The following is a 23,873-nucleotide window of genomic DNA, read 5'->3' as shown; positions in this document are numbered from 1 at the left end:
CCGCGAAGGCGGGAATCCAGGCGGCCCCACGCCGGAGCGCAGAGACACGCAGGAATGCCGGGGATGGCACCTGGGTACGCCCGCCTGTGAGCTTGCGGCCGACTTGGGGGCCGCCTGGATTCCCGCCTTCGCGGGAATGACGAAGCAGTGGGGCAACGGAGCGGCTGGCGGCTGGCGGCTGGCGGCTGGCGGCTGGCGGCTGGCGGCCAAGCCTCGCACCCACCCTGGCACCTCGCCCAAGCAACTTCGTGCAGCCGTCACGAATTTCTGCCCACCGCCCGCCCCCTTCATGCCGCCAACACTTGCCGGGGGAAAATCCCCCGCTTCGCCTGCGTCAGCCCAGCAGTGAAAACGCCATGAACCTTCCTGACCTGCTGCCCGTGGTGCTCGTCGTCGATGACGAGGCGCGCTCGCGCGAAGCGATGCGGCGCACGCTGGACGAGGAGTTCCGCATCCTCGAAGCACCACACGCCGAGGACGCCCGCGCGCAGATGGAGCGCCACGACGTGGACGTGATCCTGTGCGACCAGCGCATGCCCGGCCTCAGCGGCGTGGACTTCCTCAAGGAGGCGCGCCAGCGCTGGCCGGAGTCGGTGCGCATCATCGTCAGCGGCTACACCGACAGCGAGGACATCATCACCGGCCTCAACGAGGCGGGCATCCACCAGTACGTGCTCAAGCCCTGGGTGCCGGACGCGCTGCTGGCCACCGTGCGCGCCGCCGTGGAGACGCGCACGCTGCAGCGCAGCCTGCAGCGGCTGGACGTGGACATGCGCACCGCCACGCCCGTGCTGCGCCAGCGCCGCAGCGAGGCGCTGGCCAAGGCGCGCGCGGTGTTCGACTTCGACCGCATAGAGCGCGCCCCGGGCAGCCCGCTGGACGGCATCTGCGCCATGGCCGAGCGCATGGCGCGCTACGACCTGCCGGTGCTGGTGCTGGGCGAGTCGGGCACCGGCAAGGAGCTGCTGGCCCGCGCCATCCACTACGCCAGCCCGCGCGCGGCCGCGCCCTTCGTCATGGAGAACTGCGCCGCCATCGCCGACACGCTGCTGGAAAGCGAGCTCTTCGGCCACAAGCGCGGCGCCTTCACCGGCGCCTACGACGACCACCCCGGCCTCTTCCAGCGCGCGCACGGCGGGACGATCTTCCTGGACGAGATAGGCGACACCTCGCCGGCCTTCCAGGTGAAGCTGCTGCGCGTGCTGCAGGAGGGCGAGGTGCGGCCCGTGGGCTCGGCCACGCCGGTGCCGGTGGACGTGCGCGTGGTGGCCGCCACGCACCGCGACCTGGAGGCCGAGGTGCGCGCCGGGCGCTTCCGCGAAGACCTGTACTACCGCGTCGCCGGCGTGACGCTGTGCATGCCGGCGCTGCGCGAGCGCGTGGCCGACATCCCGCCCATCGCGCGGCGGCTGCTGCACGACGTCGGCCTGGAGCTGGGCCGCCAGGGCCTGTCGTTTGCCGACGATGCCACGCCGGTGCTCATGGGCTACCCCTGGCCGGGCAACATCCGCGAGCTGCGCAACGAGATACGCCGCGCCGCGGCGCTGAGCGACGGCGAGGTGGTGCCCGCGCGCCACTTCTCGCTCAAGGTGCTGCACGGCCAGGCCGGCGTGAGCACGGCGGCGGGCAAGGGCCATGGCGGCAACGGCGTGGCGCTGCCAGCCTCCGGCACGCTGGCGCAGCGCCTGGAGGCGGTGGAAGCCATGCTGCTGCGCGAGGTGATGCTGCGGCTGCGCTGGAACAAGACACACGCGGCGCGGGAGCTGGGCCTCTCCCGCGTGGGCCTGCGGGCCAAGCTGCTGCGCTACGGGCTGGAGGACAAATCATGAACCGCGAACCCTTCAACGTCCTGTGGCTGCAGTCCGGCGGCTGCGGCGGCTGCAGCATGTCGCTGCTGTGCGCGGACACGACCGACTTCCACGCCATGCTGCGCGGCGCGGGCATCAAGCTGCTGTGGCACCCCTCGCTGTCGCTGGAAAGCGGCCACGAGGTGCGCAAGCTGCTGGACGACTGCGTGGAGGGCCGCGTGCGCGTGGATGCGCTGTGCGTGGAAGGGGCGCTGCTGCGCGGGCCCAACGGCACGGGGCGCTTTCACCACCTGGCCGGCACGCAGGTGCCCATGATCGCCTGGGTGCGCCGCCTGGCCGGCGTGGCGCGCCACGTGGTGGCCATAGGCAGTTGCGCGGCCTGGGGCGGGGTGTCGGCCGGCGACCCCAACCCCACCGAGGCCTGCGGGCTGCAGTACGAGGACGAGCACGCGGGCGGGCTGCTGGGCGCGGAGTTCCGCTCGGCCAGCGGGCTGCCGGTGGTCAACGTGGCGGGCTGCCCAACGCACCCGGGCTGGGTGCTGGACACGCTCATGGCGCTGGCCGAGGGGCTGCTGTCGGCCGCCGAGCTGGACCCGCTCAACCGCCCGCGCTTCTACGCCGACCAGCTCGTCCACCACGGCTGCACGCGCAACGAGTACTACGAGTTCAAGGCCAGTGCCGAGAAGCCCAGCGACCTGGGCTGCATGATGGAACACATGGGCTGCAAGGGCACGCAGGCCCATGCCGACTGCAACACGCGGCTGTGGAACGGCGAGGGCTCGTGCACGCGCGGCGGCTACGCCTGCGTGAGCTGCACGGAGCCGGGCTTCCAGGAGCCGCACCACCCCTTCCACGTCACGCCCAAGGTGGCGGGCATCCCCATCGGCCTGCCCACGGACATGCCCAAGGCCTGGTTCGTGGCGCTGGCCTCCCTGTCCAAGAGCGCCACGCCCAAGCGCGTGAAGCACAACGCGGTGGCCGACCGCATCGTGGTGCCGCCGGCCGTGCGGCGCACGCGGCTGAAATGAGACCCGCAGCATGAGCAGATTGATCGTCGGCCCCTTCAACCGCGTCGAGGGCGACCTGGAGGTGCAACTGGAGCTGGGCGAGGGCGCCGTGAAGGCCGCGTGGGTGAACGCGCCCATGTACCGCGGCTTCGAGCAGATGCTCCCGGGGCGCGACCCGCTGGACGCGCTGGTGATCGTCCCGCGGCTGTGCGGCATCTGCTCGGTGTCGCAGTCGGTGGCCGCGGCGCGGGCGCTGGCGGCGCTCAGCGGCGCGGTGCCGCCGCCCAACGGGCAGATCGCGCACAACCTGATGCTGGCCACCGAGAACCTGGCCGACCACCTCACGCACTTCTACCTGTTCTTCATGCCGGACTTCACCCGCGCCGTGTACGCGCGCCAGCCCTGGCATGCCGAAACGCTGCGGCGCTTCGAGGCGCACGCGGGCGAGCACGGGCGCCGCGCCATCGCCGCGCGCCAGCGCTGGTTCACGCTGCTGGGCACGCTGGGGGGCAAGTGGCCGCACACGCACGCGCTGCACCCGGGCGGCGTGACGCGGCCGGTGGACGCCTCGGAGCGGCTGCGGCTGCTGGCCAAGGTGCGGGAGTTCCGGCAGTTCCTGGAAACCACGCTCTTCGGCGCGCCGCTGGAGGAGGTGGCGGCGCTGCCCGGCGAAGCCGCGCTGCGCGCCTGGCTGGAGGCCGGGGACCGGGGCGACTTCGGCCTGTTCCTGCGCATCGCCGAGGCGCTTGGGCTGGACACGCTGGGGCCGGGGCCGGGGCGTTTTCTCAGCTACGGCGCCTTCCCGCAGCCGGACGGGCTGCTCACCGTGCCGCGCGGCGTGTGGGACGCCGAGGCGCGCGCGCTGCTGCCGCTGGACCTGGACGCCATCACCGAGGACGCCACCCATGCCTGGCTGGACGACCGCGGCGGTGCGCTGCACCCGCGCGACGGCCAGACGCTGCCGGACGCCGACAAGGCAGGCGCCTACACCTGGAACAAGGCGCCGCGCCTGGCTGGGCAGGTGGTGGAGTGCGGCGCCGTGGCGCGGCAGCTCGCCGCCAACCAGCCCCTGGTGGTGGACGCCGTGCGCCGCTGCGGCGGCAGCGTGTACACGCGGGTGCTGGCGCGGCTGATGGAGCTTGCGCGCGTGGTGCCGCTGATGGAGGACTGGCTGCGCGCGCTGCGCCCCGGCGAGGCCTGGCACGAGCCGGTGCAGATGCCCGAGGGCGGCGTGGGCGTGGGCCTGGTGGAGGCCGCGCGCGGCAGCCTGGGGCACTGGCTGCGCGTGGAGCGCGGGCGCATCGCGCGCTACCAGATCGTGGCGCCCACCTCCTGGAACTTCTCCCCGCGCGACGCCGCGGGCACGCCGGGTGCGCTGGAAGCGGCCCTGGCGGGCACGCCGGTGCGCCCCGGCGAGGCCACGCCCGTGGCGGTGCAGCACGTGGTGCGATCCTTCGACCCGTGCATGGTGTGCACGGTGCACTGAGTTTTTCCAAGCGATGAGCGAAAGCAGCAGCCGTACCCCCCGTTCCTCCCCGCTGGACGACCCCCAGCGCCGCCGCCTGCTGGGCGACGAGGCGCGGCTGGAGGGTGTGGAGGAGGACACGTGGATAGACGTCATCCAGAAGATGGACGAGGTCTATTCGCAACTGCTGCGCGACGAGGTGGCGCTGGAGGAGAAGAACGCGCAACTGGAGCAGTCGCAGCAGTTCATCTTCAGCCTGCTGTCGGCCATGAGCGACGTGCTGGTGGCCTGCGACCACCGCGGCGTCATCGAGGAGACCAATGCCGCGCTGCGCGAGCTCATAGGCCGCAGCGACGCCGACCTGCACGGCACCAGCGTCTATGCGCTGCTGGCGGGCGAGGCGGCGGTGGCGCGCGTGCGCGGCGTCGTGGAGCTGCGGGCGCTGCCGCGGGTGGCGGACACGGTGGAAGTGGAGCTGCTGGACGCGCAGGGCCGCGCCGTGCCGGTGGATTTCAACTGCTCGCCGCGGGTGGACGGCAGCGGGCGGCGCGTGGGCACGGTGCTGGTGGGGCGGCCCATGGCGGAGATCAAGCGCGCCTACCGCGAGCTGCGCGAGGCGCACGAGGCGCTCAAGCGCACGCAGCAGCAGTTGCTCCACTCCGAGAAGCTGGCGTCGCTTGGGCGGCTGGTGGCCGGCGTGGCGCACGAGCTGAACAACCCCATCAGCTTCGTGTTGGGCAACGTGAACGCGCTGCAGCGCTACGGGCAGCGGCTTTCCCAATACCTGGAGGCCGTGCACGGGCAGGAGGACGCGGCGACGCTGGCGTCGCTGCGGCGCTCGCTGCGCATCGACCACTTGCTGGCGGATTTGCCGTCTCTGATTGCCGGCATGCTCGAAGGCGCGCAGCGCACGGCGGACATCGTGCAGGGCCTCAAACGCTTCTCGGCCGTGGACCGCGAGGAGCACGTGGCGGTGGATTTGAACGCCGTCATCCAGCGCGCCATCCACTGGGTATGCAAAGGCACGGCACAGGATTTCCACGTCACGTTCTCACCGGCCCCTGGCGAATGCACGGTGCTGGGCAGCACGGGCCAATTGATGCAGGTGGTGATGAACCTGATTCAAAACGCCTACGACGCGGCCTCCGGCGTGGCAGAAAACAAGCCGGCCCTGGCAATTCGAAGCGAAATCAACGGCGGCAAGGTCAAGGTTTATTTTCAGGACAATGGGCCGGGGATTCCCGAGAACGTTTTATCCCGGGTATTTGATCCCTTCTTCACCACGAAACCCGTGGGCAAGGGCACGGGGCTTGGGCTTTCCATCAGTTATGGCATCGTGGAAAGGCACGCCGGAAAACTGAGCGCGGGCCGTTGCCCCGACGGCGGGGCAGTGTTCGAGCTGGAATTGCCTTTGAAAACTCCCAGCCTTTGACCAGGCAAAAAAACACCAGAAATCGGCAACTGCCTCGCCACTTTGCCTACATTGACGGCCTCATTCAAAAGGCCCAGTATTGGCACGCAATGGCTTTTTGCGTGAAATATGCACTTCTTTTGAGTTTGATTGCAGAATACATCTGCAGCTTGGCTCTTCGCAAGCCCATTACTGCTCAGTACACTTTACTTCATTGATCCGCTTGTGCCTGGCCGGCAGCCGCAACACCGTTTGCGGGTGGCGCCTGTATTTTGTGCACAAGCAGTTTTCATTTCAGCAGTGACCCTGATTCGATTATCGCCAGAGCATTTACAGTCACAGCCGGAGCTGCCGTTTGATTTGTATGACGAGCACCACCAGTTGCTCGTGGCTGCCAAGCAGCCTCTGGACCATCAGGTAGTACAAGCCAGGCTGCACGCACGCCTGGGCTTTTATGCGGAATCCCAGGCCGTGGAGGAGTGGCGACGTCGTCTGGCCACGGCGACGGACGAATTGTCGCAGCGCGACATGCCGCCGCCGAAGATCGTCAGGGCCCGGCCGATTTCGGTTCCCGTCCAGTCCTTCACCAAGCCGGGGGACGAATGGGAAAATCTCACGCACGCGCTTGAAGCAGTATTGCGCGACGCCAGTGCCAACAAGCCCTGGCTGGAGCCATTGAATTACGTGATGGCGCGAGCGCGAGGGCAAGCGACGCTCAAACCGGACGAGGCGCTGTTCCACTTCATTTATGAAGGCCAGTATTACACCGATGAATACAGCAGCCACCAGGCCTTGCGCTGCATGCTGATTGCAGGCGAGGTGGCGCGGCACTTGGAATGGGATGATGCCCTTCTGGATTTACTGGACCGCTCGGCCTTGACCATGAATGTGGCCATGCGCCGGCTGCAAAATACCTTGGCGCAGGAACGCAGCGGCCCCTTGGATGCCGCCACGCAAGCATCGATAGCGCGCCACGCCGCCGACGGGGCCCGCATATTGGAGGAAAGCGGCGTCGCGGATGCCGAGTGGATCGAGGCCGTGCGCCACCACCATGATGAAACCCTGGAGCAAATTCCCGTGGCCCAGCGCCGGCCCGGGCAGCGCGTGGCCGTGCTGCTGCGCCGGGTGGATATTTACGGTGCCAAGCTCAGCCGCCGTGCCGACCGTGCGCCGGCAACGGCCATGCAGGCCGCGCGGGAAGTTTGCTTGGGCGCTAATGGCCGGCTGGACCGAATGGGCGCCGCGCTGCTCAAGGCCATGGGTCTGTATCCGCCAGGCAGTTTCGTGAAGCTGGAAAATCGGGAAATTGCCCTGGTATTGGCGCGTGGCATCAGGCAGGCCAATCACCCCAAAGTGGCCGTGGTGATCAACGCGAAAGGCATGCCCCTACCCGACCCGCGGCCGCGCGACACGGCCCAGCCGGGATATGCCGTGCGCAGCGCAATTTCCCCCGCCAAAATGCTGATGAAATTGCCACGCGACCGCGTGCAGGCGCTGCACGAGACGCTGCGCTCGATGCAACCATAAGGCGAGACGGGCGGGCGGAACGGGCGAATAAAAGCCCGTGATAAACTGCAAGGCTTGCAGTTGTAAATTTTCAGTTTTGGCTTCTCAACGAGCGCATGAATTGACGGGCTGGGCGGCGGGCATCGCGGCTGCGGCCTGGGTGATTCGCCAGGGAGCGGTCGGTCCCTACCATTTATGGATGCTGGCCACCGTGATCGCCGGCTACTTCGGCGGCACGGCCCCGGACTGGCTGGAGCAGATTCCCTGGCGCAAGAACAAGCGCTGGTGCACACACCGGACCATCACGCACTGGGTGCCCGGGTGGGTGGCCCTGCTGTATGCCGCCAATGCAGGCCTGGGCACCTACTGGTTTTGCGCACCCCTGTTTGGTTTCGCCGCCGGCGGCCTGATACACCTGCTCATAGACTGGCCCAATCCCTTGGGCGTTCCCATTTTGTGGTCGCGCCACTCCTTGAAGCTGTGGAAATCCGGGCACGCGGATTCCTTCGTGGTCGCGGCATGCTGGTTCGCGGCCATCTGGATCGCAGATAAATTATTGTTCGATTCACTGCATTTTCATCGGGCGCTTGCGTTTTTCGATTGGGTGTAGCCTGTGGGCAGGCGCTTCCATTGAAGCGAAAATTGTAGAGCCCGACAAAAATACGCAACAGCACCAAAATTCCAGATTCACATGCGACCAAGCATGTCGGCCACCACCACATGCCGAATCGCATTGACCACCCGCCGCTGCCCCCCCAAAAATGGCAATGCCGGCCCTTGAATCAAATCGTCAGCCACGCGCTCAAACGCCTGCACCAACGAAGGCAGCTCCACAGGCACCGCACGCAATAAACGATCCAATTCCCGCCGGCCTATGGCAGAAGGCACGCTCATCACCTCGCCCGCATCCAGCAGCACCTGCCGGTTGACTTCTCCAAAAGTCCGCGCCCCAGGCAATTGAATGGGCATGCCGACCGCGGGCCAGTGCCCCGCATCGTCTGCGATGGCCCGTGTTTCATAAACGCCAGTGCAAAGTAAATCGTAAGCGGGTGCCCATTCAATCCCTTCAGCGCTCACAAGAAAAGACAAATTCTTCAAATGGTTGTCACCGTTGGCAATCAGCACGTTGAAAACCAGCCAACGGTAAAGGGACAAGCGCGTGGCGGCACGGTTCCGGCACCTGTCGGCCAGGGCCGACAAATTTTCCAACGTGGCCTCATGGTATTTGAATGCACGGGAGCGGCTGAGCAGTTGGCAGGCGTCTATGGCGTGCAGACGCTGGATTTTCTCGTTATTCCCTGCCCGGCGGTCAAAACGCTCAACGATGTATACCGGCTCCGGCGTATAACGCAGATGGACGCGTGGAACGTTCAGGCCGACACGGCCCGCCAAACACATCATCAAATATTCATTGACCGAGGTGGCTGGATATTCCGCCTGCCGGTTATCGGGCTTGAGAATATGCGTGGACGCCTGGCCGCCCACGGGTTCAAACAATTGGCCGTCGCGCAGCAGCACCAGCAACTTGTGCTGCGCGCCGGCTGCCGACATGCGCTTGGGCGAATCCTGGGTCAGCGGCATGCGCGGCAGGTTGCCGATGCGGCGGCACAGTTCCTCGTCGGACAGGGGCCTTGCGCCCTCAACGGGAGCCGGCGACACACCCGGCCGCTGCAGCACCAGCGAACCGGCAGACTCGGCGCCCAAGTACTCCAGCAGCGCGAACGCGTCGGCCTGATCGACGCCCGCTTCCCGGCTCACCAGCAGCCGTGCGCCTTCCTCGGGCAGCAGGTTGTCGAAGTACCACTGCACCGGGCGCTGCGTGCCGCCGTCCAGATGGCTCAACGCGGAACGGGGCAGGCCGAGCGCCAAGTCGAAACCGTCCGGCGCCTGCGTCCAGGCCGGGTCGTAGTCGAAACGCCAGACGCCGCCGTTCTCGTGCAGCACCCCGACAGGCCGCTGTCCGTCCAATAGCACTTCCAGCGCGCGTTCCACGGCTCAGCCCTGAGCGTCGTCCGCCGCTGCAGCCGGCGCGCGCCGCTGATACGGCTTCACCCCGCCGGCAGCCTGCAGCCGCTGCATTTCCTGCACGGCGGCTTCCGGCAAGTCCAGTTGCAGGTGGGCGCCGATCTGCTCCAGCAGCTTGAACACCAGCCCCATTTGCAGCGTCGGCTTGCCATGCTCGGCGTCCGACACGAACTGCTTGCTCACGCCGGCGAAAGCCGCCAGGTCGTCTAGCCTGAGCTGGGATGCACGGCGGGCCGCCCGCAGCGCCAGCCCAAAGCTGGCCATGTCGTCGATTTGAATTTTCATGGAAATTCCTATGGGCACAGGAATTTTGGCACCATTGGGCTTGCTGCGAGCAAAAATTCCTGTGAGCGCAGGAACTCTGAAACCCTGGGCCGCCATGGGGCAGCCGTTGCTCGCCTTGGGCAAACGCCAGCCTTGCGCTGCCGCAAGCACGCCGCCATGCCGTCCACCCGGCCGCCGGCAGGCCAGTAAGCATCAGTTAAGCTGCCGCGTACCCCCTGTAGCCACAAGAAGGAGACCGCCATGCCCGCCCTGTTGCCCGACGTGGACCCTGACGGCCTGCTGGAATATTCGGTCGTCTATACCGACCGCGCCCTGAACCACATGTCCGCCCGCTTCCAGGGCGTGATGCGCGACATCTCCGCCATCCTGCGCGAGGCCTACGGCGCTGCGGCCGTGGCCATCGTCCCCGGCAGCGGCAGCTACGGCATGGAAGCCGTGGCGCGCCAATTTGCCACCGGCCAGCAGGTGCTCGTCATCCGCAACGGCTGGTTCAGCTTCCGCTGGAGCCAGCTTCTGGACATGGGCGGCATTCCCGCCGCCACCACGGTGCTGCAGGCGCGCCGCCAGGGCGACGGTGCCCAGTCGCCCTACGCGCCGGCGCCCCTTGAGGAAGTCGTCGCCGCCATCGAGCGCGACAAGCCCGCCGTGGTGTTCGCCCCGCACGTGGAGACGGCCGCGGGCCTGGTGCTGCCGCACGGCTACCTGCGCGCCGTGGGCGAGGCGGTGCGCCGCGTGGGCGGCCTGTTCGTCCTGGACTGCATCGCCTCCGGCGCCGTGTGGGTGGACATGCGCGAGTGCGCGGTGGACGTGCTCATCAGCGCGCCGCAAAAGGGCTGGAGCGGCTCGCCCTGCGCCGCCTTCGTCATGTTGGGCGAGCGCGCGGCCGAGCGCATAGGCGCCACCACCTCCACCAGCTTCGCCTGCGACCTCAAGAAGTGGCTGCAGATCATGCAGACCTATGAGAGCGGCGGCCATGCCTACCACGCCACGCTGCCCACCGACGCGCTGCAGCGCACCCTTGACGCCATGCGCGAAACCCAGCGCCTGGGCTTCAGCAAGCTGCGCGAGGCGCAGTGGGCGCTGGGCGCGGGCGTGCGCGCCATGCTGGAGCGCCGCGGCTTTCCCAGCGTGGCGGCCGACGGCTTCCAGGCACCGGGCGTGGTGGTGAGCTACACCACCGACGCCGAGCTGAGCAGCGGGCGCAAGCTGCTGCTGCAGGGCGTGCAGATCGCCGCGGGCGTGCCGCTGCAGTGCGGCGAGGGACCGGAATTCAAGACCTTCCGCGTGGGCCTGTTCGGCCTGGACAAGCTGCAGGACGTGGACGGCGCCGTGAGCCGGCTGGAGCACGCCTTCGACGCCGCGCTCGCCTGAGCCTCCTTCGCTCCTGGGCCGCCGCCCCGGCGGCCCGCTCGCGCCCGCGAAATACATCTTGCTGAAGCCTTCCGCCTTCTCGCAGTTTCCGCAGGCGCAAGCCGAGTACCGCCAGGCCCGGCGCCGGGGCGACCGCCTCGTGCTGGCCTACGTCGGCGTCTCGGTGCTGTGGATTTTGCTGTCCGACCGCGCCGTGGAGTGGCTCATTGCCGACGGCGGCGTGCGCGCGGCCGTGGGCACGGCCAAGGGCTGGCTGTTCGTGGCCGTCACGGCCGCGCTGCTGCTGGCGATGCTGCGGCGCTGGACGGCGGCGCAGCTCGCGCAGCGCGAGCGCGAGCTGGCCAACCGGCACTTACTGGAAGTCATCGCCGAGAACTCCTCCGACGCCATCACGGCCAAGGACCGCGAAGGCCGCTTCATCTTCTGCAACCCCGCCGCGCTGCGCTGGCTGGGCAAGGAGGCCGGCCAGACGATAGGCCATGACGAGCACGAGATCTTCAGCGCCGAGCAGGCGCAGGCGCTGCAGTCGATGGACCGCGCCATCCTGGCCGACGCGCGCACGCGCGCGAGCGAGCTGGAGATCGACACGGTGCAGGGCCGGCGCGTCTTTCTCACCACGCGCGGCCCGCTGCGCGGGGCCGACGGCTCGGTGGCGGGCGTCTTCGGCATCTCGCGCGACATCACCGAGCGCAAGCGCGCGGAGGAGACGCTGCACGACCGCGAGCACAAGCTGCGCGCCATCGTCACGCACTCCCCCTCGTGCCTCTCGCTCAAGGACCGCGAGGGCCGCTACGTGCTGGCCAACCCCAACCTGCAGCGCCAGCTCGGCTTGGGCGAGGGCGACATCGTCGGCCGCACCGATGCCGACCTCTACCCGCCGGACGTGGCCGCCGCGCTGCGCGCCAACGACGCGCTCGTCCTGGGCACGCGGCAGCGCCACATGCTGGAAGAGACGGTGCCCGTGGACGGGCAGCCGCGGCTGTTCATGAGCCACATGTTTCCCGTGGTGGATGAGGTGGGCACGGCACGCTACGTGTGCCGCATCGCGCTGGACGTCACCGAGCGGCGCCGTGCCGAGCAGGCGCTGACCGCGCGCAACGAGGAGCTGGAGCGCTTCAACCGCGTCATGGTCGGCCGTGAGCTGGAGATGGTCGAGCTCAAGCGCCAGGTCAACGCGCTGTCGCGCGCGCTGGGCCGCCAGCCGCCCTATCCGCTGGCGTTCGACCAGGACGGCGGTCCGCCGCAGCCCGCGGCGGGGGCCCAATGACCACGGCCGCCACGATGGCGCACGCCGCCGCGCGTGGGCGCCGGCTGACGCTGCCCGTGTTCCTGGCGCGGCTGGTGTGGTGGTGCCTGCTGCCGCTGACGCTGGTGTCGGCCTGGCTGGCCTGGGACCGCGTGCACAGCGTCGAGCTGCGCAGCGAGGACGAGGCGCGCCACCAGGCGCGCAACTTCGCCGCCGCCGTGGACCATGTGCTGGCCGCGCGCATCGCCGCGCTGCAGATGCTGGCGCGCTCGCCGCAGTTGCGCGAGGCCCCGCAGTGGCAAGGGCTGTACCAGTCGGCGCAAGGCTTCCGCGAGAGCTTTGGCGCCCATGTGATCCTGGCCGACGGCACGCTGCGCATGGTGTTCAACACCAGCACGCCGCTGGGCACGGTGCTGCCGCCGCTGCCACAGCCCAAGGGCAGGGCGGCGGCCCCGGCGGCGCTGGACAGCGGCACGCCCGCGGTGGGCGACGTGGTGACCGGCCCCGTGCTGCGCAAGCCGCTGGTGGGCATCGCCGTGCCCGCACCGCGCGCCGACGGCACACCCATGGTGCTGCTGGCCATGACGGAAACGGCCGAGCTGCAGCGCCAGCTCGACCGGGTGCAGTTGCCCGGGGACTGGTCCATCGCGCTGCTGGACAGCTTGGGCACGCCCATCGCCCGCCGCTCGCCCGCGGGCGTGGACCTGCGCGAGGCCGCGCGCTTCGGCTCGGCCCCCACGCTGGCGCCCTGGCAGGTGGTGGTGGAGATTCCGCGCAGCGTCTATCGCGCGCGTTGGGCGCGGGCCGCCGGCAGCGTGGTGGCCGCCATCGTCGCGGCCACGCTGATGGGCGCGTTGGGCGGGCTGCTGGCCGGGCGGCGCCTGGCGCGCGCGGTGGCGGCGCTGGCGCTGCCCCGGCCGCAGCGCGCCCGCGCCGCAGACGACATCGCCGAGATCGCCGCCGTGCGCAACCTGCTGGAAGAGGCCACGCAGGGCCGGCGCCAGGCGGAGCTCGACCTCTCGGCCAGCGAGCAGCGCTTCCAGGCCACTTTCGAGCAGGCGGCGGTGGGCATCGCGCTGGTGGCGCCTGACGGGCGCTGGATGCGCGTGAACCACAAGCTCTGCGATATCGTCGGCTACAGCGACCAGGAGATGTTGGCGCTGACCTTCCAGGACATCACCCACCCCGACGACCTGGACGCCGACCTGAGCGAGGTGCGCCGCATGCTCGCGCGCGAGATCACCACCTACGCCATGGAAAAGCGCTACATCCGCAAGGACGGCGCCCCGGTGTGGATCAACCTGACCGTGTCGCTGACCTGGCAGGCCGACGGCAGCCCCGACTGCTTCATCGCCGTGGTGGAGGACATCCAGGCGCGCAAGCAGGCCGAGCTGGCGCTGCGCGCCAGCGAGCAGCGGCTGCAGCTCTTCATCGAGCATGCGCCGGTGGCCATGGCCATGTTCGACCGCGGCATGCGCTACATGGCCGTGAGCCGCACCTGGGTGGACATGTACAGGCTGCAGCGCCAGCTGCCCCTGGTGGGGCGCTGGCACTACGACGTGTTTCCCGAGCTGCCGCAGCAGTGGAAGAACGTGCACCAGCGCGCGCTGGCCGGCGAGGTGCAGTCCTCGGACGCCGACCTGTTCGAGCGCCTGGACGGCAGCCGGCAGTGGGTGCGCTGGTCGGTCCGGCCCTGGTACCAGGGCGACGGCGGCGTGGGCGGCCTGGTGATCTTCACCGAGGACATCACGCAGCGCGTGCTGGCCGAGCAGGCGCTGCGCGAGCAGCAGGCGCAGGCGCTGGAGGACCAGCGCAACGCCCGCCTGGCCGCGCTCAACCTGATGGAAGACGCCGTGGCCGCCCGCGGCCGCGCCGAGCAGGCCAACCAGGCCCTGCGCGAAAGCCAGGCCCAGTTGCGCAAGCTCGCGCAGGCGGTGGAGCAGGGCAGCGAGGCCATCATCATCACGGACACCGAAGGCCGCATCGAGTACGTCAACGAGGCCTTCACCCGCCAAAGCGGCTACGCGCGCAACGAGGTGCTTGGGCGCAATCCGCGGCTGCTGCAGTCCGGGCGCACGGCGGTGGAGAGCTTTGCCGCGCTGTGGCGGGCGCTGCGCGCGGGCCAGCCGTGGAAGGGCAGCTTCGTCAACCGCCGGCGCGACGGCAGCGAGTACATCGAGTCCGCGGTGGTCACGCCGCTGCGCGGCGAGGACGGAAACATCACCCACTACGTCTCGGTGCAGGAGGACGTGACCGAGAAGACCCGCATGGCCCAGGAGCTGGACGCACACCGCCACCACCTGGAGGAGCTGGTCCGACAGCGCACGGCGCAGCTCGACCAGGCGCTGGCCGCGGCCGAGACGGCCAGCCGCGCCAAGAGTGCCTTCCTGGCCAACATGAGCCACGAGATCCGCACGCCCATGAACGCCATCCTGGGCCTGACGCACCTGCTCGGCCGCGAAGCGCCCACGCCGCAGCAGGCGGCGCGGCTGGGCAAGATAGAAGGCGCGGCGCGGCACCTGCTGTCCATCATCAACGACATCCTGGACCTCTCGAAGATAGAGGCCGGCAAGCTGCAACTGGACGAGCGCGACTTCTCGCCGCACGCCCTGCTGGACCACGTGCGCTCCATCGTGGGCGACGCCGCCGCGGCCAAGGGCCTGAGCATCCTCATAGACGCCGACCACGTGCCGCCCTGGCTGCGCGGCGACGACACGCGCGTGCGCCAGGCGCTGCTCAACTACGCGGGCAACGCGGTGAAGTTCACGGCACAGGGGCAGGTGACGCTGCGCGCGCAACTGCTGCGCGAGGACGGGCAGCGGCGGCTGCTGCGCTTCGAGGTGCAGGACACGGGCGTGGGCATCCCGGCCGAGCAGTTGCCGCGCCTGTTCGAGGCGTTCGAGCAGGCCGACATCTCCACCACGCGCCGGCACGGCGGCACGGGGCTGGGACTGGCCATCACGCGGCGGCTGGCGGCGCTCATGGGCGGCGAGGCCGGCGCACGCAGCACGCCGGGGCAGGGCAGCGTCTTCTGGTTCACGGCCTGGCTCAGCCGCGGCGAGCCGCTGCGCGCGGGGGCCCCGGCCATGGCGCAGGCCGAGGCCGAATTGCGGCTGCACCACGCCGGCGCGCGGCTGCTGCTGGCCGAGGACAACGCCGTCAACCGCGAGGTGGCGCTGGAGCTGCTGCGCGGCGCGGGGCTGGAAGTGGACGTGGCCGAGAACGGCCTTACCGCACTGGAGCAGTTGCAGCACCGGCACTACGACCTGGTGCTCATGGACGTGCAGATGCCGGAGATGGACGGCCTGGAGGCCACGCGCGCGCTGCGCCGGCGCCCCGAGCTGGCCGCGCTGCCCGTGCTGGCCATGACGGCCAACGCCTTCGACGACGACCGCGCCGCCTGCCTGGCCGCGGGCATGAACGACTTCGTGGCCAAGCCCGTGGACCCGGAAGGCCTGTACGCCACGCTGCTGAAGTGGCTGCCCGGCGCCCGCGAGCTCGCGCCGCCCACGGTGCTGCCGCCCTCCACGGCGGCGCTGCAGACGCCGCCCGCGGCGGCGCCGCAGGCACAGGGCGACCTGCTGGCGCGGCTGGCGCTGCACCCGGGCGTGGACGTGGCCGCGGGCCTGTCCAACCTGCCGGGCATGGAAGACCGCTACGAGTCGCTGCTGCGCCTCTTCGCCGAGCACCACAGGCAAGACGCCGCCAAGCTCAGCGGGCACTTGGCACGCGGCGAGCTGCGCGAGGCCACGCTGCTGGCGCATTCGCTCAAGAGCGTGGCGCTGACCCTGGGCGCCACCGAGCTGGCCGCCGCCGCGCGCGCCCTGGAAAGCCGCCTGCGCGAAGGCGCGCCAGCCAGCGACGACGCCGTGCAGCGCCACGCCGCCGACCTCGCCCGCACGCTACCGCCGCTGGTGCAGCTCATCCGCGACGCGCGGGCCTGAGCCCGCACCGGCACGGCCCCGGCGCGGCCCTCAGGCCGCCGCCGGGCTGCCCGCCACGCGGCGCACCCAGTCGACGAAGCTCACCACTTCGCTGCGCTGTGCGTGGCGCGCGGGATAGACCAGGAAATGCGCCTGCACGGGCAGGAAGCAGCCCTCGTCCTCGAACACCGGGCGCAGCCGGCCCGCGCGCAGGTGCACTTCGCCAATGGACGTGCTCTCCAGCGCCACGCCCAAACCCTGCACCGCCGCGTCCATGGCCATGAAGGCGCGGTCGAACCGGTAGGCGTAGCCGGCGGGCGCATAGGCTAGGCCGCGGCTGCCGAACCAGTCCGGCCACTGCACCACGCTCACCGTGGACTGGATCAGCGGCACCTGCATCAGCTCCTCGGCCGTGCGTATGCGATGGCGCGCTATGAAGTCCGGCGAGGCCAGCGGCATGATCTTCTCGTCGAAGATGGGCAGCACCGTGAGGTGCGGCCAGTTGGGCACGCCGTAGCGGATGTCGATGTCCGCCTGGCCCACGGTGAAGTCCGAGTGCACCACCGACGAAGACATGGACAGCGAGATGCCCGGGTAGGCCTTGGCGAAGTCGGTGAGCCGCGGCATCAGCCACAGGCTGGCGAAGCTGGGCGTGGAATGCACGTGCAGCGTGTTGCGCACGCCCTTGCGCACGTTGTCGGTGGCCGCGCCGATGGCCGCCAGCGCCCCGGAGATGCGCCGCAGGTAGTCCTCGCCCGCGTCGGTGAGCTCCACGTTGCGCGCCGTGCGCTCGAACAGGCGCACGCCCAGGAACTCCTCCAGCTTGGCGATCTGGTGGCTGATGGCCGAGGGCGTGAGGTGCAGCTCGTTGGCCGCCACGGTGAAGTTGCGCCGGCGGGCCACGGCCTCGAAGGCAATGAGGCTGGACAGCGGCGGAAAAGACGTTCTCATGGGCGCATATCCGGACAAACCCAAAGATGAAGAGACATCAACCTTCATTGAAATCATATCGTTTGTCTTCAACCAGGGTGCTTTCCACAATCCACTCCATCGCAAACGACACACCCCGGAGACAGACATGCTGCTTGCAGACAAGGTTGCCCTCATCACCGGCGGCGCCGGCCTCAACGGGCTGGGTTTCGCCACCGCGCGCTGCATGGCCGAGCACGGCGCGCGCGTGGTCGTCATGGACCTGGCGGCAGCCGACCCGGCCGCCGCGGCGGCGCAATTGGGCGACCACCACATGGGCGTGCAAGCCAGCGTCACCGACAAGGCCGCGGTGGATGCCGCGGTGGCCCAGGTGCTGGAGCGTTACGGCCGCATCGACATCCTGGTGAACAACGCCGGCATCACGCAGCCGCGCAAGACCGTGGACATCAGCCCTTCGGACTACGACGCCGTGCTGGACGTGAGCCTGCGCGGCACGCTGCTGGTGTCGCAGGCAGTGCTGCCGGCGATGCAGGCGCAAAAGAGCGGCTCCATCATCTGCATCTCCTCCGTCAGCGCGCAGCGCGGCGGCGGCATCCTGGGCGGCCCGCACTACTCGGCGGCCAAGGCCGGCGTGCTGGGCCTGGCGCGCGCCATGGCGCGCGAGTTCGCCATCGAGGGCATACGGGTGAACTGCATCACGCCGGGCCTGATAGGCACCGACATCCTCAAGGGCAAGCTCACCGAGGAGCGCAAGGCCGAGATCGCCGAGACCATTCCCATGGGCCGGCTGGGCCACCCCAGCGACATCGCCGGCGCTTGCGTCTTCCTCGGCAGCGAGCTTTCGGCGTACTGCACGGGCGTCACGCTGGACGTCAACGGCGGCATGCTCATCCACTGAGACGAACCGCCGCGTCCCGCGGCAGCGGCGTGCTTACGCCGCCCTACATTCCAGCCCCATTGAATCGCCGCACAGACGGCAACCAGGAGACAAACCATGAAGCGCAGACTCTTCTCTGCCGCCGGCTTTGCGCTGGCCGCCACGCTGGCGCTGCCCGCCTTGGCCCAGAACGTCAAGCTCACCCTGGGCCACGGCGCCGCGCCGGGCAACCCGCGCCACGAGGCGGCGGTGAAATTCGCCGAGATCGTCAAGGCCAGGACCCATGGCCGCATCGAGATCCAGGTGGCGCACTCGGCCCAATTGGGCGACGACGCGGCCATGGTGACCGCGCTGCGGTCGGGCACCCTGGACCTGTCGGCCAACAGCCAGGGCGCGCTGTCCACGGTGATCCCGGAATACGCCGCGCTGGGCCTGCCCTTCCTGTTCTCCGACATGCAAAAGGCCTGGGCGCTGCTGGACGGCCCGGTGGGCGAGGAGCTGGCCAAGCGCACGGCCGCCAAGGGCATGGTGGTGCTGGGCTACTGGGACAACGGCATCCGCCACATCACCAACAACAAGCGGCCCATCAAGGTGCCCGCCGACGTCAAGGGCCTGAAGCTGCGCACGCCGCCGGACGCGATGACGGTGGACATCGTCCAGGCGCTGGGTGGCGACGCACAGCAGATCAAGTTCGCCGAGCTGTACGTGGCGCTGCAGCAGGGCGTGGTGGACGGGCAGGAGAACCCGCTGGCCAACATCGCCTCGGCCAAGCTGTACGAGGTGCAGAAGTACCTCTCGCTCACCGGGCACAAGTACGAGTCCAACCCCTTCCTGATGGGCAAGCGCTCGTGGGACAAGCTCAGCCCCGCCGACCAGCAGGTGTTCAAGGAAGCCGCGGCTGAAGCGACCAGGCTGCAGCGCAAGCTCTCCAAGGACGCCGACGAGAAGCTGGTGGCCGAGCTCAAGGGCAAGGGCGTGCAGGTGGACACGGTGGACCGCAAGGCCTTCGTGGACGCCACGCGTCCGGTCTACGACAAGTGGGCCGCCAGCCCGTCGGGCGACTTCTTCAAGCGCGTGATTCAGCAGGCGCAGGCGCAGTAAGCCTCACGCCCGCCCAAGGGCAGCCCGACGCCTGACCGTTTCGCCGTACAGACCCGGTGAGGCCTGGCCCTGCGCGTTGCGGCTGCAACCGCCCACTTCGCCCGTGCTGCCTGCGCGGGCCCATGGAGACCCTCCATGCCTTTCCTCCACTTTCTGGACCGCTGCATAGGCCTGGCCTGCCGCGGCGTCCTGTACGTCACGCTCAGCGTGGTGTTCGTGATCCTGAGCGCCAACGTGGCGCTGCGCTATGCCGCGGGCACCAGCATCGCCTGGGCCTCGGAGCTGCCGGAGCTGATGTTCCCCTGGATGATCATGGCCGGCGTGGTGCTGGCCGCGCAGCACGGCTCGCACATCGCCGTGGTGCTGGTGACGCAAAAGCTCTCGCCCACCGTGCGCCGCTGGGTGCTCACGCTGGGCTCGCTGATGGTGGCCGGCCTCTACGGCACGCTGGCCGCCATGGCCTGGCCGCTGGCCGAGATCGCGGCCGACGAGAAGACGCCCATCCTGCAGGTGCCCGGCTCCGTCAGCGTCACCTGCCTGATGCTGGGTTTCACATTGCTGGCCGTCACCGCGCTGACCAAGCTGCCTGAGATCTGGGCCGAGCACACTCCCGCCCACGACGCGCAGGCCGACGCTGAAGCCCTCGCCCACGGAGCCTGAACATGACCGCACTGATCATCGTCTTCTTCATGGTCGCGGCGCTCGCGTCCATTCCCATCGCGCATGCGCTGGTGCTCTCCGCCGTGGGCGGCCTCTTCATCCTCGACCGCGTGCCCGTGCACCTGGCCATCGAGCAGATGATTGCCCAGACGCAAAGCTTCCCGCTCATCGCCATCCCGTTCTTCATGATGACGGGCGCGCTCATGGTCAGCGGCCGGCTGGGCCAGAGCCTGGTCAACCTGCTGTCCATGATGATTGGCCGCGTGCACGGCGGCCCGGCCCAGGTCGGCGTGCTCTCCAGCACCATCTTCGGCGGCGTCTCCGGCTCGGCCGTGGCCGACGCCTCGGCCATCGGCTCCATGCTCATCCCCTGGCTGAAGAAGCTCGGCTACCCGGCGCCCTTTGCCGCCGGCACGCTGGCCGCCGCGGCGACGATAGACATCCTCATCCCGCCGTCCATCCCCATGATCGTCTATGCGCTGGTTTCGGGCGCATCCATCGGCGCGCTGTTCGTGGCCGGCATCCTGCCGGGCCTGCTGATGTGCGGCGGCTTCATGGCGGTCTGCTACATCCAGGGGCGCCGCCGCAACTTCCCGCGCGACACCACGCCGTTCCACTGGGGCGCCTTCCTCAAGCAGCTCGCCCACGCCGGCCCGGCGCTGGCGATGCCCGTTTTGATCATCATCTTCCTGCGCTTCGGCATCGCCACGCCCACCGAGGTCAGCGTGATGTCCACGCTCTACGCGCTGCTGGTCTCCGGCCTGGTCTACCGCGACCTCACCGTGGCCAAGCTCAAGCATGCCGCGATCGAGGCGGGCATCTCCACCGGCGTCGTGCTGCTGATCATCATGGCCTCCAGCGTGGTCGGCTGGATCGTCACCTATGAGCAGCTCCCCGCCGCCTTCACGCAGTTCGCCAAGGAAACGCTGCAAAGCCCGTGGCTGATCATCCTGGCGATGAACCTGATCATGCTGGCCACCGGCATGTTCATCGACCTGCCCGCGGCCGTGCTGCTGCTCACGCCCATGTTCGTGCCGCTGGCGCAGGCCGTGGGCATGGACACCATCCAGTTGGGGATCATGATGATCGTCAACCTCTCCATCGGCCTGTACCACCCGCCCATAGGCACCACGCTGTTCATCACCAGCTCCATCGCCAAGGTGCGCATCGGGGACGTGGTGATGGAGCTGCTGCCCTTCTACGTCGTGGCCATCGGCCTGCTGCTGGGCTTCGCCTACATCCCCGCGCTCACCCTGCGCTGACCACCCCCGGCCGTGCCCGCACCCGCTGTGCAATGCAGCGGGCATGGCCAAGCTCACCCCGGAGAACTTCCATGACCGACATTTCCAAGCTTCAGGCATGCGCCTACCGCATCCGCCGCTACGCGGTGCGCATGGGCGAAGTGCAAGGGCAGGGCTACATCGGCCAGGCCCTCGGCTGGGCCGACGTGCTGGCCGTGGCCTACGGCCACGCGCTGAGCTTGCGCGCCGACGACCCGAAGTGGGAAGGGCGTGACCGCTTCCTGCTCTCGCACGGCCACTACGCCATCGCCTTCTACGCCGCGCTGATAGAGGCCAAGATCATCCCCGAGGAGGAGCTGGAGACCTACGGCAGCGACGACAGCCGCCTGCCCATGTCCGGCATGGCCACCTATACGCCCGGCATGGAGATGTCCGGCGGCTCGCTGGGCCAGGGCCTGCCGATCGCCGTGGGCATGGCGCTGGGCCTGCGCCTCAAGGGCAACCCGGCCTTCGTCTACAACTCCATGTCCGACGGCGAGCTCGACGAGGGCTCCACCTGGGAAGCCGCCATGGGCGCAGCGCACCACGGCCTCTCCAACCTCATCTGCCTGGTGGACATCAACAACCAGCAGGCCGACGGCCCCTCCGGCAAGGTGATGGGCTTCGAACCCCTGGCCGACAAGTGGGCGGCCTTCGGCTGGCACGTGCAGCGCGTCAAGGGCAACGATTTGCCCGCGGTGCTGGCCGCCTTCGACGCCGCGCGCCATCTCAAGGAAGACAAGCCGCGCGTCATCCTCTTCGACACCCTCATGGGCAAGGGCGTGCCCTTCCTGGAGACGCGCGACAAGAACCATTTCATCCGCGTCGATCCGCCGGAGTGGCAGCAGGCGCTTGCCATCCTGGACCAGTCGCAATCCTGAGCCGCACGAAAAGGACGCACACCATGAGCACCAACACGCCCACGACGCCTGAAGTCAAGAAGCCCCGCCTGACCACCTCGGCGATGATTGCCTCCATCGCCGGCGAAGGCCAGCGCGTGCAGGCCGCGCCCTTCGGCAAGGCCCTGGTCGAGCTGGCCCGGGAGCGCCAGAACATCGTGGGCCTCACCGCCGACCTGGCCAAGTACACCGACCTGCACCTGTTCGCTCAAGCGTACCCCGAGCGCTTCTTCCAGATGGGCATGGCCGAGCAGTTGCTGATGGCCGCGGCCGGCGGCATGGCCAAGGAGGGCTTCGTGCCCTTTGCCACCACGTATGCCGTGTTCGGCACGCGCCGCGCCTACGACTTCGTGCACCAGGTCATCGCCGAGGAGAACCTCAACGTCAAGATGTGCTGCGCGCTGCCCGGCCTGACCACGGGCTACGGGCCCAGCCACCAGGCGACGGAAGACCTGGCGCTGATGCGCGGCATCCCCGGGCTGACCATCGTGGACCCCTGCGACGCGCTGGACATCGAGCAGGCCGTGCCCCAGATCGCCGCCCACGAGGGCCCCGTCTACATGCGGCTGCTGCGCGGCAACGTGCCGCTGGTGCTGGACGAGTACGACTACACCTTCGAGCTGGGCAAGGCCAAGCTGCTGCGCGGCGGCCGCGACGTGCTGGTGATCTCCAGCGGCTTCATGACCATGCGCTCGCTGGAAGTGGCCAAGGCGCTGCAGGCCGACAGCGTGGACGTGGCCGTGCTGCACGTGCCCACCATCAAGCCGCTGGACGAGCCAACCATCCTGGCCGAGGCTAGGCGCTCCGGCCGCCTGGTGGTCGTGGCCGAGAACCACTCGGTGGTCGGCGGCTTGGGCGAGGCCGTGGCCGGCTTGCTGATGCGCTCCGGCGTGCACGCCCCGTTCCGCCAGGTGGCGCTGCCGGACGAGTTCCTGGACGCCGGCGCGCTGCCCACGCTGCACGAGCGCTACGGCATCTCGGCCGAGGCGATGGGCCGCCGCATCAAGTCCTGGCTGTGACGGCATCAAGGCAACCGGCGGTTCGCCGCTGGTTGCCGGCGCAGCGGGTGACGTCTTGAGGCCCAGGCAGCAGCCCGCGCGCCTGTACCAGCCGGCGCAACGTTGTCCCATTCGCGAACAATGAAGCGATCCACGCGGCATTCCTGATCGCGCTGGAGCGGTCGTATTACCGTAAGAACCCGTATTTCGGGACTGGCGCCCCCGGCAGGGCGCCTTGGTGGCACAGGCCTTGCGGTCAATCTTGTCGATTGACCCAGTTTTGACACCCACCGAGGAGACAACCATGTCCAAGCGTTCCATCGCCCGCACCCCCTCGCGCCTGGCGGCCCTGCTGGCCGGCGTCCTGTTGGCCGGCGCGGCCCTGGCCCATGGCGACGTCACGCCGCAGGCCGTGGACACCAGCTCGCTGCCCTCGCTGGGTGAAGGCTGGCGTGATGCCAATCCTTTCAAGGGCAACGATCAGGCGGTGAAGATCGGCACCTCGGCCTACAACCAGAACTGCGCCCGCTGCCACGGCCTGGAGGCCATCTCCGGCGGCATCGCCCCGGACCTGCGCAAGCTCGACAACGAGTGCGCCACACAGAAAATCGATGCCAAGAAGACGGCCTGCGCCAAGGAAGTGGATGACTACTTCATCAACACCGTGCGCCACGGCCGCACCCGCAACGGTGCCGTGTACATGCCTCCCTTCGAAGGCACGCTGAACCAGGAAGCCCTGTGGTCCATCAAGGCCTACCTGGAAACCCGCCGCGAGAAGCCGCTGTAATCCATCGCCCCGCGGGCTGCCCGCGCGGCCCGTGACGACAGGCAACCTTTCGGCACCAGCGCGTGTGCCGAATGGTGGCTTGTTTCATAGGAGATGGTCATGCTGATTGGAGTGCCGCTGGAAACGGCGGCTGGTGAAACGCGCGTTGCGGTGACACCCGAAACCGCGAAAAAACTCAAGGCCCAAGGCCATCAACTCTTCGTCCAGTCCGGCGCCGGCATCGCCGCGTCCGTGCCTGACGCGGCTTATGCCGCCGTGGGCGCGGAGATCGTGGACGCCAAGGCCGCCTTCAAC

Annotated in this window: 19 protein-coding genes and 1 pseudogene; 17 read left to right on the top strand and 3 right to left on the bottom strand. The window is 69.0% G+C overall.

Translation table 11 applies throughout. The features are described from left to right. The first annotated feature begins 356 nt into the window (after positions 1-356). The 6 genes from ALA01S_RS16155 to ALA01S_RS16130 all read left to right on the top strand — a co-directional run bounded on the left by ALA01S_RS16155 (position 357) and on the right by ALA01S_RS16130 (position 7,807). Entirely contained in the window at positions 357-1,829 is a 1,473-nt protein-coding gene (locus tag ALA01S_RS16155) for a sigma-54-dependent transcriptional regulator (RefSeq protein WP_066338094.1), read from the top strand. Continuing rightward, entirely contained in the window at positions 1,826-2,836 is a 1,011-nt protein-coding gene (locus tag ALA01S_RS16150) for an NADH-quinone oxidoreductase subunit B family protein (protein WP_066338091.1), read from the top strand. The genes ALA01S_RS16155 and ALA01S_RS16150 overlap by 4 nt, the downstream gene beginning before the upstream one ends. A 10-nt stretch (positions 2,837-2,846) precedes the next feature. Beyond that, entirely contained in the window at positions 2,847-4,301 is a 1,455-nt protein-coding gene (locus tag ALA01S_RS16145) for a nickel-dependent hydrogenase large subunit (protein ID WP_066338088.1), read from the top strand. A 13-nt stretch (positions 4,302-4,314) separates the two neighbouring features. Further along, positions 4,315-5,712 (top strand): sensor histidine kinase, encoded by a 1,398-nt coding sequence (locus ALA01S_RS16140; protein ID WP_084267627.1) that lies wholly within the window; start codon positions 4,315-4,317, stop codon positions 5,710-5,712. 279 nt (positions 5,713-5,991) lie between these two features. Next, positions 5,992-7,218, top strand: a complete 1,227-nt coding sequence (locus ALA01S_RS16135) for an HD-GYP domain-containing protein (protein WP_157119044.1) — start codon at positions 5,992-5,994, stop codon at positions 7,216-7,218. A 76-nt stretch (positions 7,219-7,294) separates the two neighbouring features. After that, positions 7,295-7,807, top strand: coding sequence for a metal-dependent hydrolase (locus ALA01S_RS16130; RefSeq protein ID WP_066338080.1), 513 nt, complete (start codon positions 7,295-7,297; stop codon positions 7,805-7,807). A 77-nt stretch (positions 7,808-7,884) separates the two neighbouring features. Here ALA01S_RS16130 and ALA01S_RS16125 read toward each other — a convergent pair whose 3' ends face one another. Both ALA01S_RS16125 and ALA01S_RS16120 read right to left on the bottom strand, forming a co-directional pair. Beyond that, positions 7,885-9,189, bottom strand: a complete 1,305-nt coding sequence (locus ALA01S_RS16125; protein ID WP_066338078.1) for a HipA domain-containing protein — start codon at positions 9,187-9,189, stop codon at positions 7,885-7,887. Between the two features lie 3 nt (positions 9,190-9,192). Next, positions 9,193-9,507: a helix-turn-helix domain-containing protein gene (locus ALA01S_RS16120; protein WP_066338076.1), complete on the bottom strand. Its 315-nt coding sequence runs from the start codon at positions 9,505-9,507 to the stop codon at positions 9,193-9,195. Between the two features lie 240 nt (positions 9,508-9,747). Here ALA01S_RS16120 and ALA01S_RS16115 point away from each other — a divergent pair, with 240 nt between their 5' ends. The 3 genes from ALA01S_RS16115 to ALA01S_RS16105 are packed head-to-tail and all read left to right on the top strand — an operon-like array spanning position 9,748 to position 16,068. Next, positions 9,748-10,878: a pyridoxal-phosphate-dependent aminotransferase family protein gene (locus tag ALA01S_RS16115; protein ID WP_066338074.1), complete on the top strand. Its 1,131-nt coding sequence runs from the start codon at positions 9,748-9,750 to the stop codon at positions 10,876-10,878. A gap of 58 nt (positions 10,879-10,936) precedes the next feature. Then, positions 10,937-12,145 carry a PAS domain-containing protein gene (locus ALA01S_RS16110; RefSeq protein WP_066338073.1) on the top strand — a complete coding sequence of 403 codons (1,209 nt, stop codon included), beginning with the start codon at positions 10,937-10,939 and terminating at the stop codon, positions 12,143-12,145. After that, positions 12,142-16,068, top strand: coding sequence for a PAS domain S-box protein (locus ALA01S_RS16105; protein WP_066338071.1), 3,927 nt, complete (start codon positions 12,142-12,144; stop codon positions 16,066-16,068). The genes ALA01S_RS16110 and ALA01S_RS16105 overlap by 4 nt, the downstream gene beginning before the upstream one ends. A gap of 30 nt (positions 16,069-16,098) precedes the next feature. Here the strand turns inward: ALA01S_RS16105 and ALA01S_RS16100 are convergent, their stop codons facing one another. Then, positions 16,099-16,998 (bottom strand): LysR substrate-binding domain-containing protein, encoded by a 900-nt coding sequence (locus ALA01S_RS16100; protein ID WP_066338070.1) that lies wholly within the window; start codon positions 16,996-16,998, stop codon positions 16,099-16,101. Between the two features lie 127 nt (positions 16,999-17,125). Between ALA01S_RS16100 and ALA01S_RS16095 the strand changes: the two genes are divergently transcribed. The 8 genes and pseudogenes from ALA01S_RS16095 to ALA01S_RS16060 all read left to right on the top strand — a co-directional run. Next, positions 17,126-17,875 carry an SDR family NAD(P)-dependent oxidoreductase gene (locus tag ALA01S_RS16095; RefSeq protein ID WP_066338068.1) on the top strand — a complete coding sequence of 250 codons (750 nt, stop codon included), beginning with the start codon at positions 17,126-17,128 and terminating at the stop codon, positions 17,873-17,875. 96 nt (positions 17,876-17,971) lie between these two features. Next, positions 17,972-18,955 (top strand): TRAP transporter substrate-binding protein, encoded by a 984-nt coding sequence (locus tag ALA01S_RS16090; protein WP_066338067.1) that lies wholly within the window; start codon positions 17,972-17,974, stop codon positions 18,953-18,955. A gap of 135 nt (positions 18,956-19,090) precedes the next feature. Beyond that, positions 19,091-19,615: a TRAP transporter small permease gene (locus ALA01S_RS16085; protein WP_066338065.1), complete on the top strand. Its 525-nt coding sequence runs from the start codon at positions 19,091-19,093 to the stop codon at positions 19,613-19,615. A gap of 2 nt (positions 19,616-19,617) precedes the next feature. Continuing rightward, a complete protein-coding gene (locus tag ALA01S_RS16080) occupies positions 19,618-20,877 on the top strand; it encodes a TRAP transporter large permease (RefSeq protein ID WP_066338061.1) in 1,260 nt (419 codons plus the stop codon). A gap of 71 nt (positions 20,878-20,948) precedes the next feature. Next, positions 20,949-21,776 carry a transketolase gene (locus tag ALA01S_RS16075; RefSeq protein WP_066338059.1) on the top strand — a complete coding sequence of 276 codons (828 nt, stop codon included), beginning with the start codon at positions 20,949-20,951 and terminating at the stop codon, positions 21,774-21,776. Between the two features lie 23 nt (positions 21,777-21,799). After that, positions 21,800-22,813: a transketolase family protein gene (locus ALA01S_RS16070; protein ID WP_066338057.1), complete on the top strand. Its 1,014-nt coding sequence runs from the start codon at positions 21,800-21,802 to the stop codon at positions 22,811-22,813. A 283-nt stretch (positions 22,814-23,096) separates the two neighbouring features. After that, positions 23,097-23,579, top strand: coding sequence for a cytochrome c-550 PedF (pedF, locus tag ALA01S_RS16065; protein WP_066338054.1), 483 nt, complete (start codon positions 23,097-23,099; stop codon positions 23,577-23,579). A 99-nt stretch (positions 23,580-23,678) separates the two neighbouring features. Then, positions 23,679-23,873: pseudogene (locus tag ALA01S_RS16060) on the top strand (NAD(P)(+) transhydrogenase (Re/Si-specific) subunit alpha); the annotation flags it as partial.

The organism is Azohydromonas lata NBRC 102462, assembly GCF_001571085.1.
In the GTDB taxonomy this organism is placed as follows: Bacteria; Pseudomonadota; Gammaproteobacteria; order Burkholderiales; family Burkholderiaceae_C; genus Azohydromonas; species Azohydromonas lata.
This window is presented reverse-complemented; position numbering and strand designations above follow the sequence as displayed.

Bases quoted from the DNA above. Each gene is read 5' to 3' on its own strand.
- ALA01S_RS16155 (WP_066338094.1), top strand. From the start codon at position 357: ATGAACCTTCCTGACCTGCTGCCCGTGGTGCTCGTCGTCGATGACGAG.
- ALA01S_RS16150 (WP_066338091.1), top strand. From the start codon at position 1,826: ATGAACCGCGAACCCTTCAACGTCCTGTGGCTGCAGTCCGGCGGCTGC.
- ALA01S_RS16145 (WP_066338088.1), top strand. From the start codon at position 2,847: ATGAGCAGATTGATCGTCGGCCCCTTCAACCGCGTCGAGGGCGACCTG.
- ALA01S_RS16140 (WP_084267627.1), top strand. From the start codon at position 4,315: ATGAGCGAAAGCAGCAGCCGTACCCCCCGTTCCTCCCCGCTGGACGAC.
- ALA01S_RS16120 (WP_066338076.1), bottom strand. From the start codon at position 9,507: ATGAAAATTCAAATCGACGACATGGCCAGCTTTGGGCTGGCGCTGCGG.
- ALA01S_RS16115 (WP_066338074.1), top strand. From the start codon at position 9,748: ATGCCCGCCCTGTTGCCCGACGTGGACCCTGACGGCCTGCTGGAATAT.
- ALA01S_RS16105 (WP_066338071.1), top strand. From the start codon at position 12,142: ATGACCACGGCCGCCACGATGGCGCACGCCGCCGCGCGTGGGCGCCGG.
- ALA01S_RS16100 (WP_066338070.1), bottom strand. From the start codon at position 16,998: ATGAGAACGTCTTTTCCGCCGCTGTCCAGCCTCATTGCCTTCGAGGCC.
- ALA01S_RS16095 (WP_066338068.1), top strand. From the start codon at position 17,126: ATGCTGCTTGCAGACAAGGTTGCCCTCATCACCGGCGGCGCCGGCCTC.
- ALA01S_RS16090 (WP_066338067.1), top strand. From the start codon at position 17,972: ATGAAGCGCAGACTCTTCTCTGCCGCCGGCTTTGCGCTGGCCGCCACG.
- ALA01S_RS16085 (WP_066338065.1), top strand. From the start codon at position 19,091: ATGCCTTTCCTCCACTTTCTGGACCGCTGCATAGGCCTGGCCTGCCGC.
- ALA01S_RS16080 (WP_066338061.1), top strand. From the start codon at position 19,618: ATGACCGCACTGATCATCGTCTTCTTCATGGTCGCGGCGCTCGCGTCC.
- ALA01S_RS16075 (WP_066338059.1), top strand. From the start codon at position 20,949: ATGACCGACATTTCCAAGCTTCAGGCATGCGCCTACCGCATCCGCCGC.
- ALA01S_RS16070 (WP_066338057.1), top strand. From the start codon at position 21,800: ATGAGCACCAACACGCCCACGACGCCTGAAGTCAAGAAGCCCCGCCTG.
- pedF (WP_066338054.1), top strand. From the start codon at position 23,097: ATGTCCAAGCGTTCCATCGCCCGCACCCCCTCGCGCCTGGCGGCCCTG.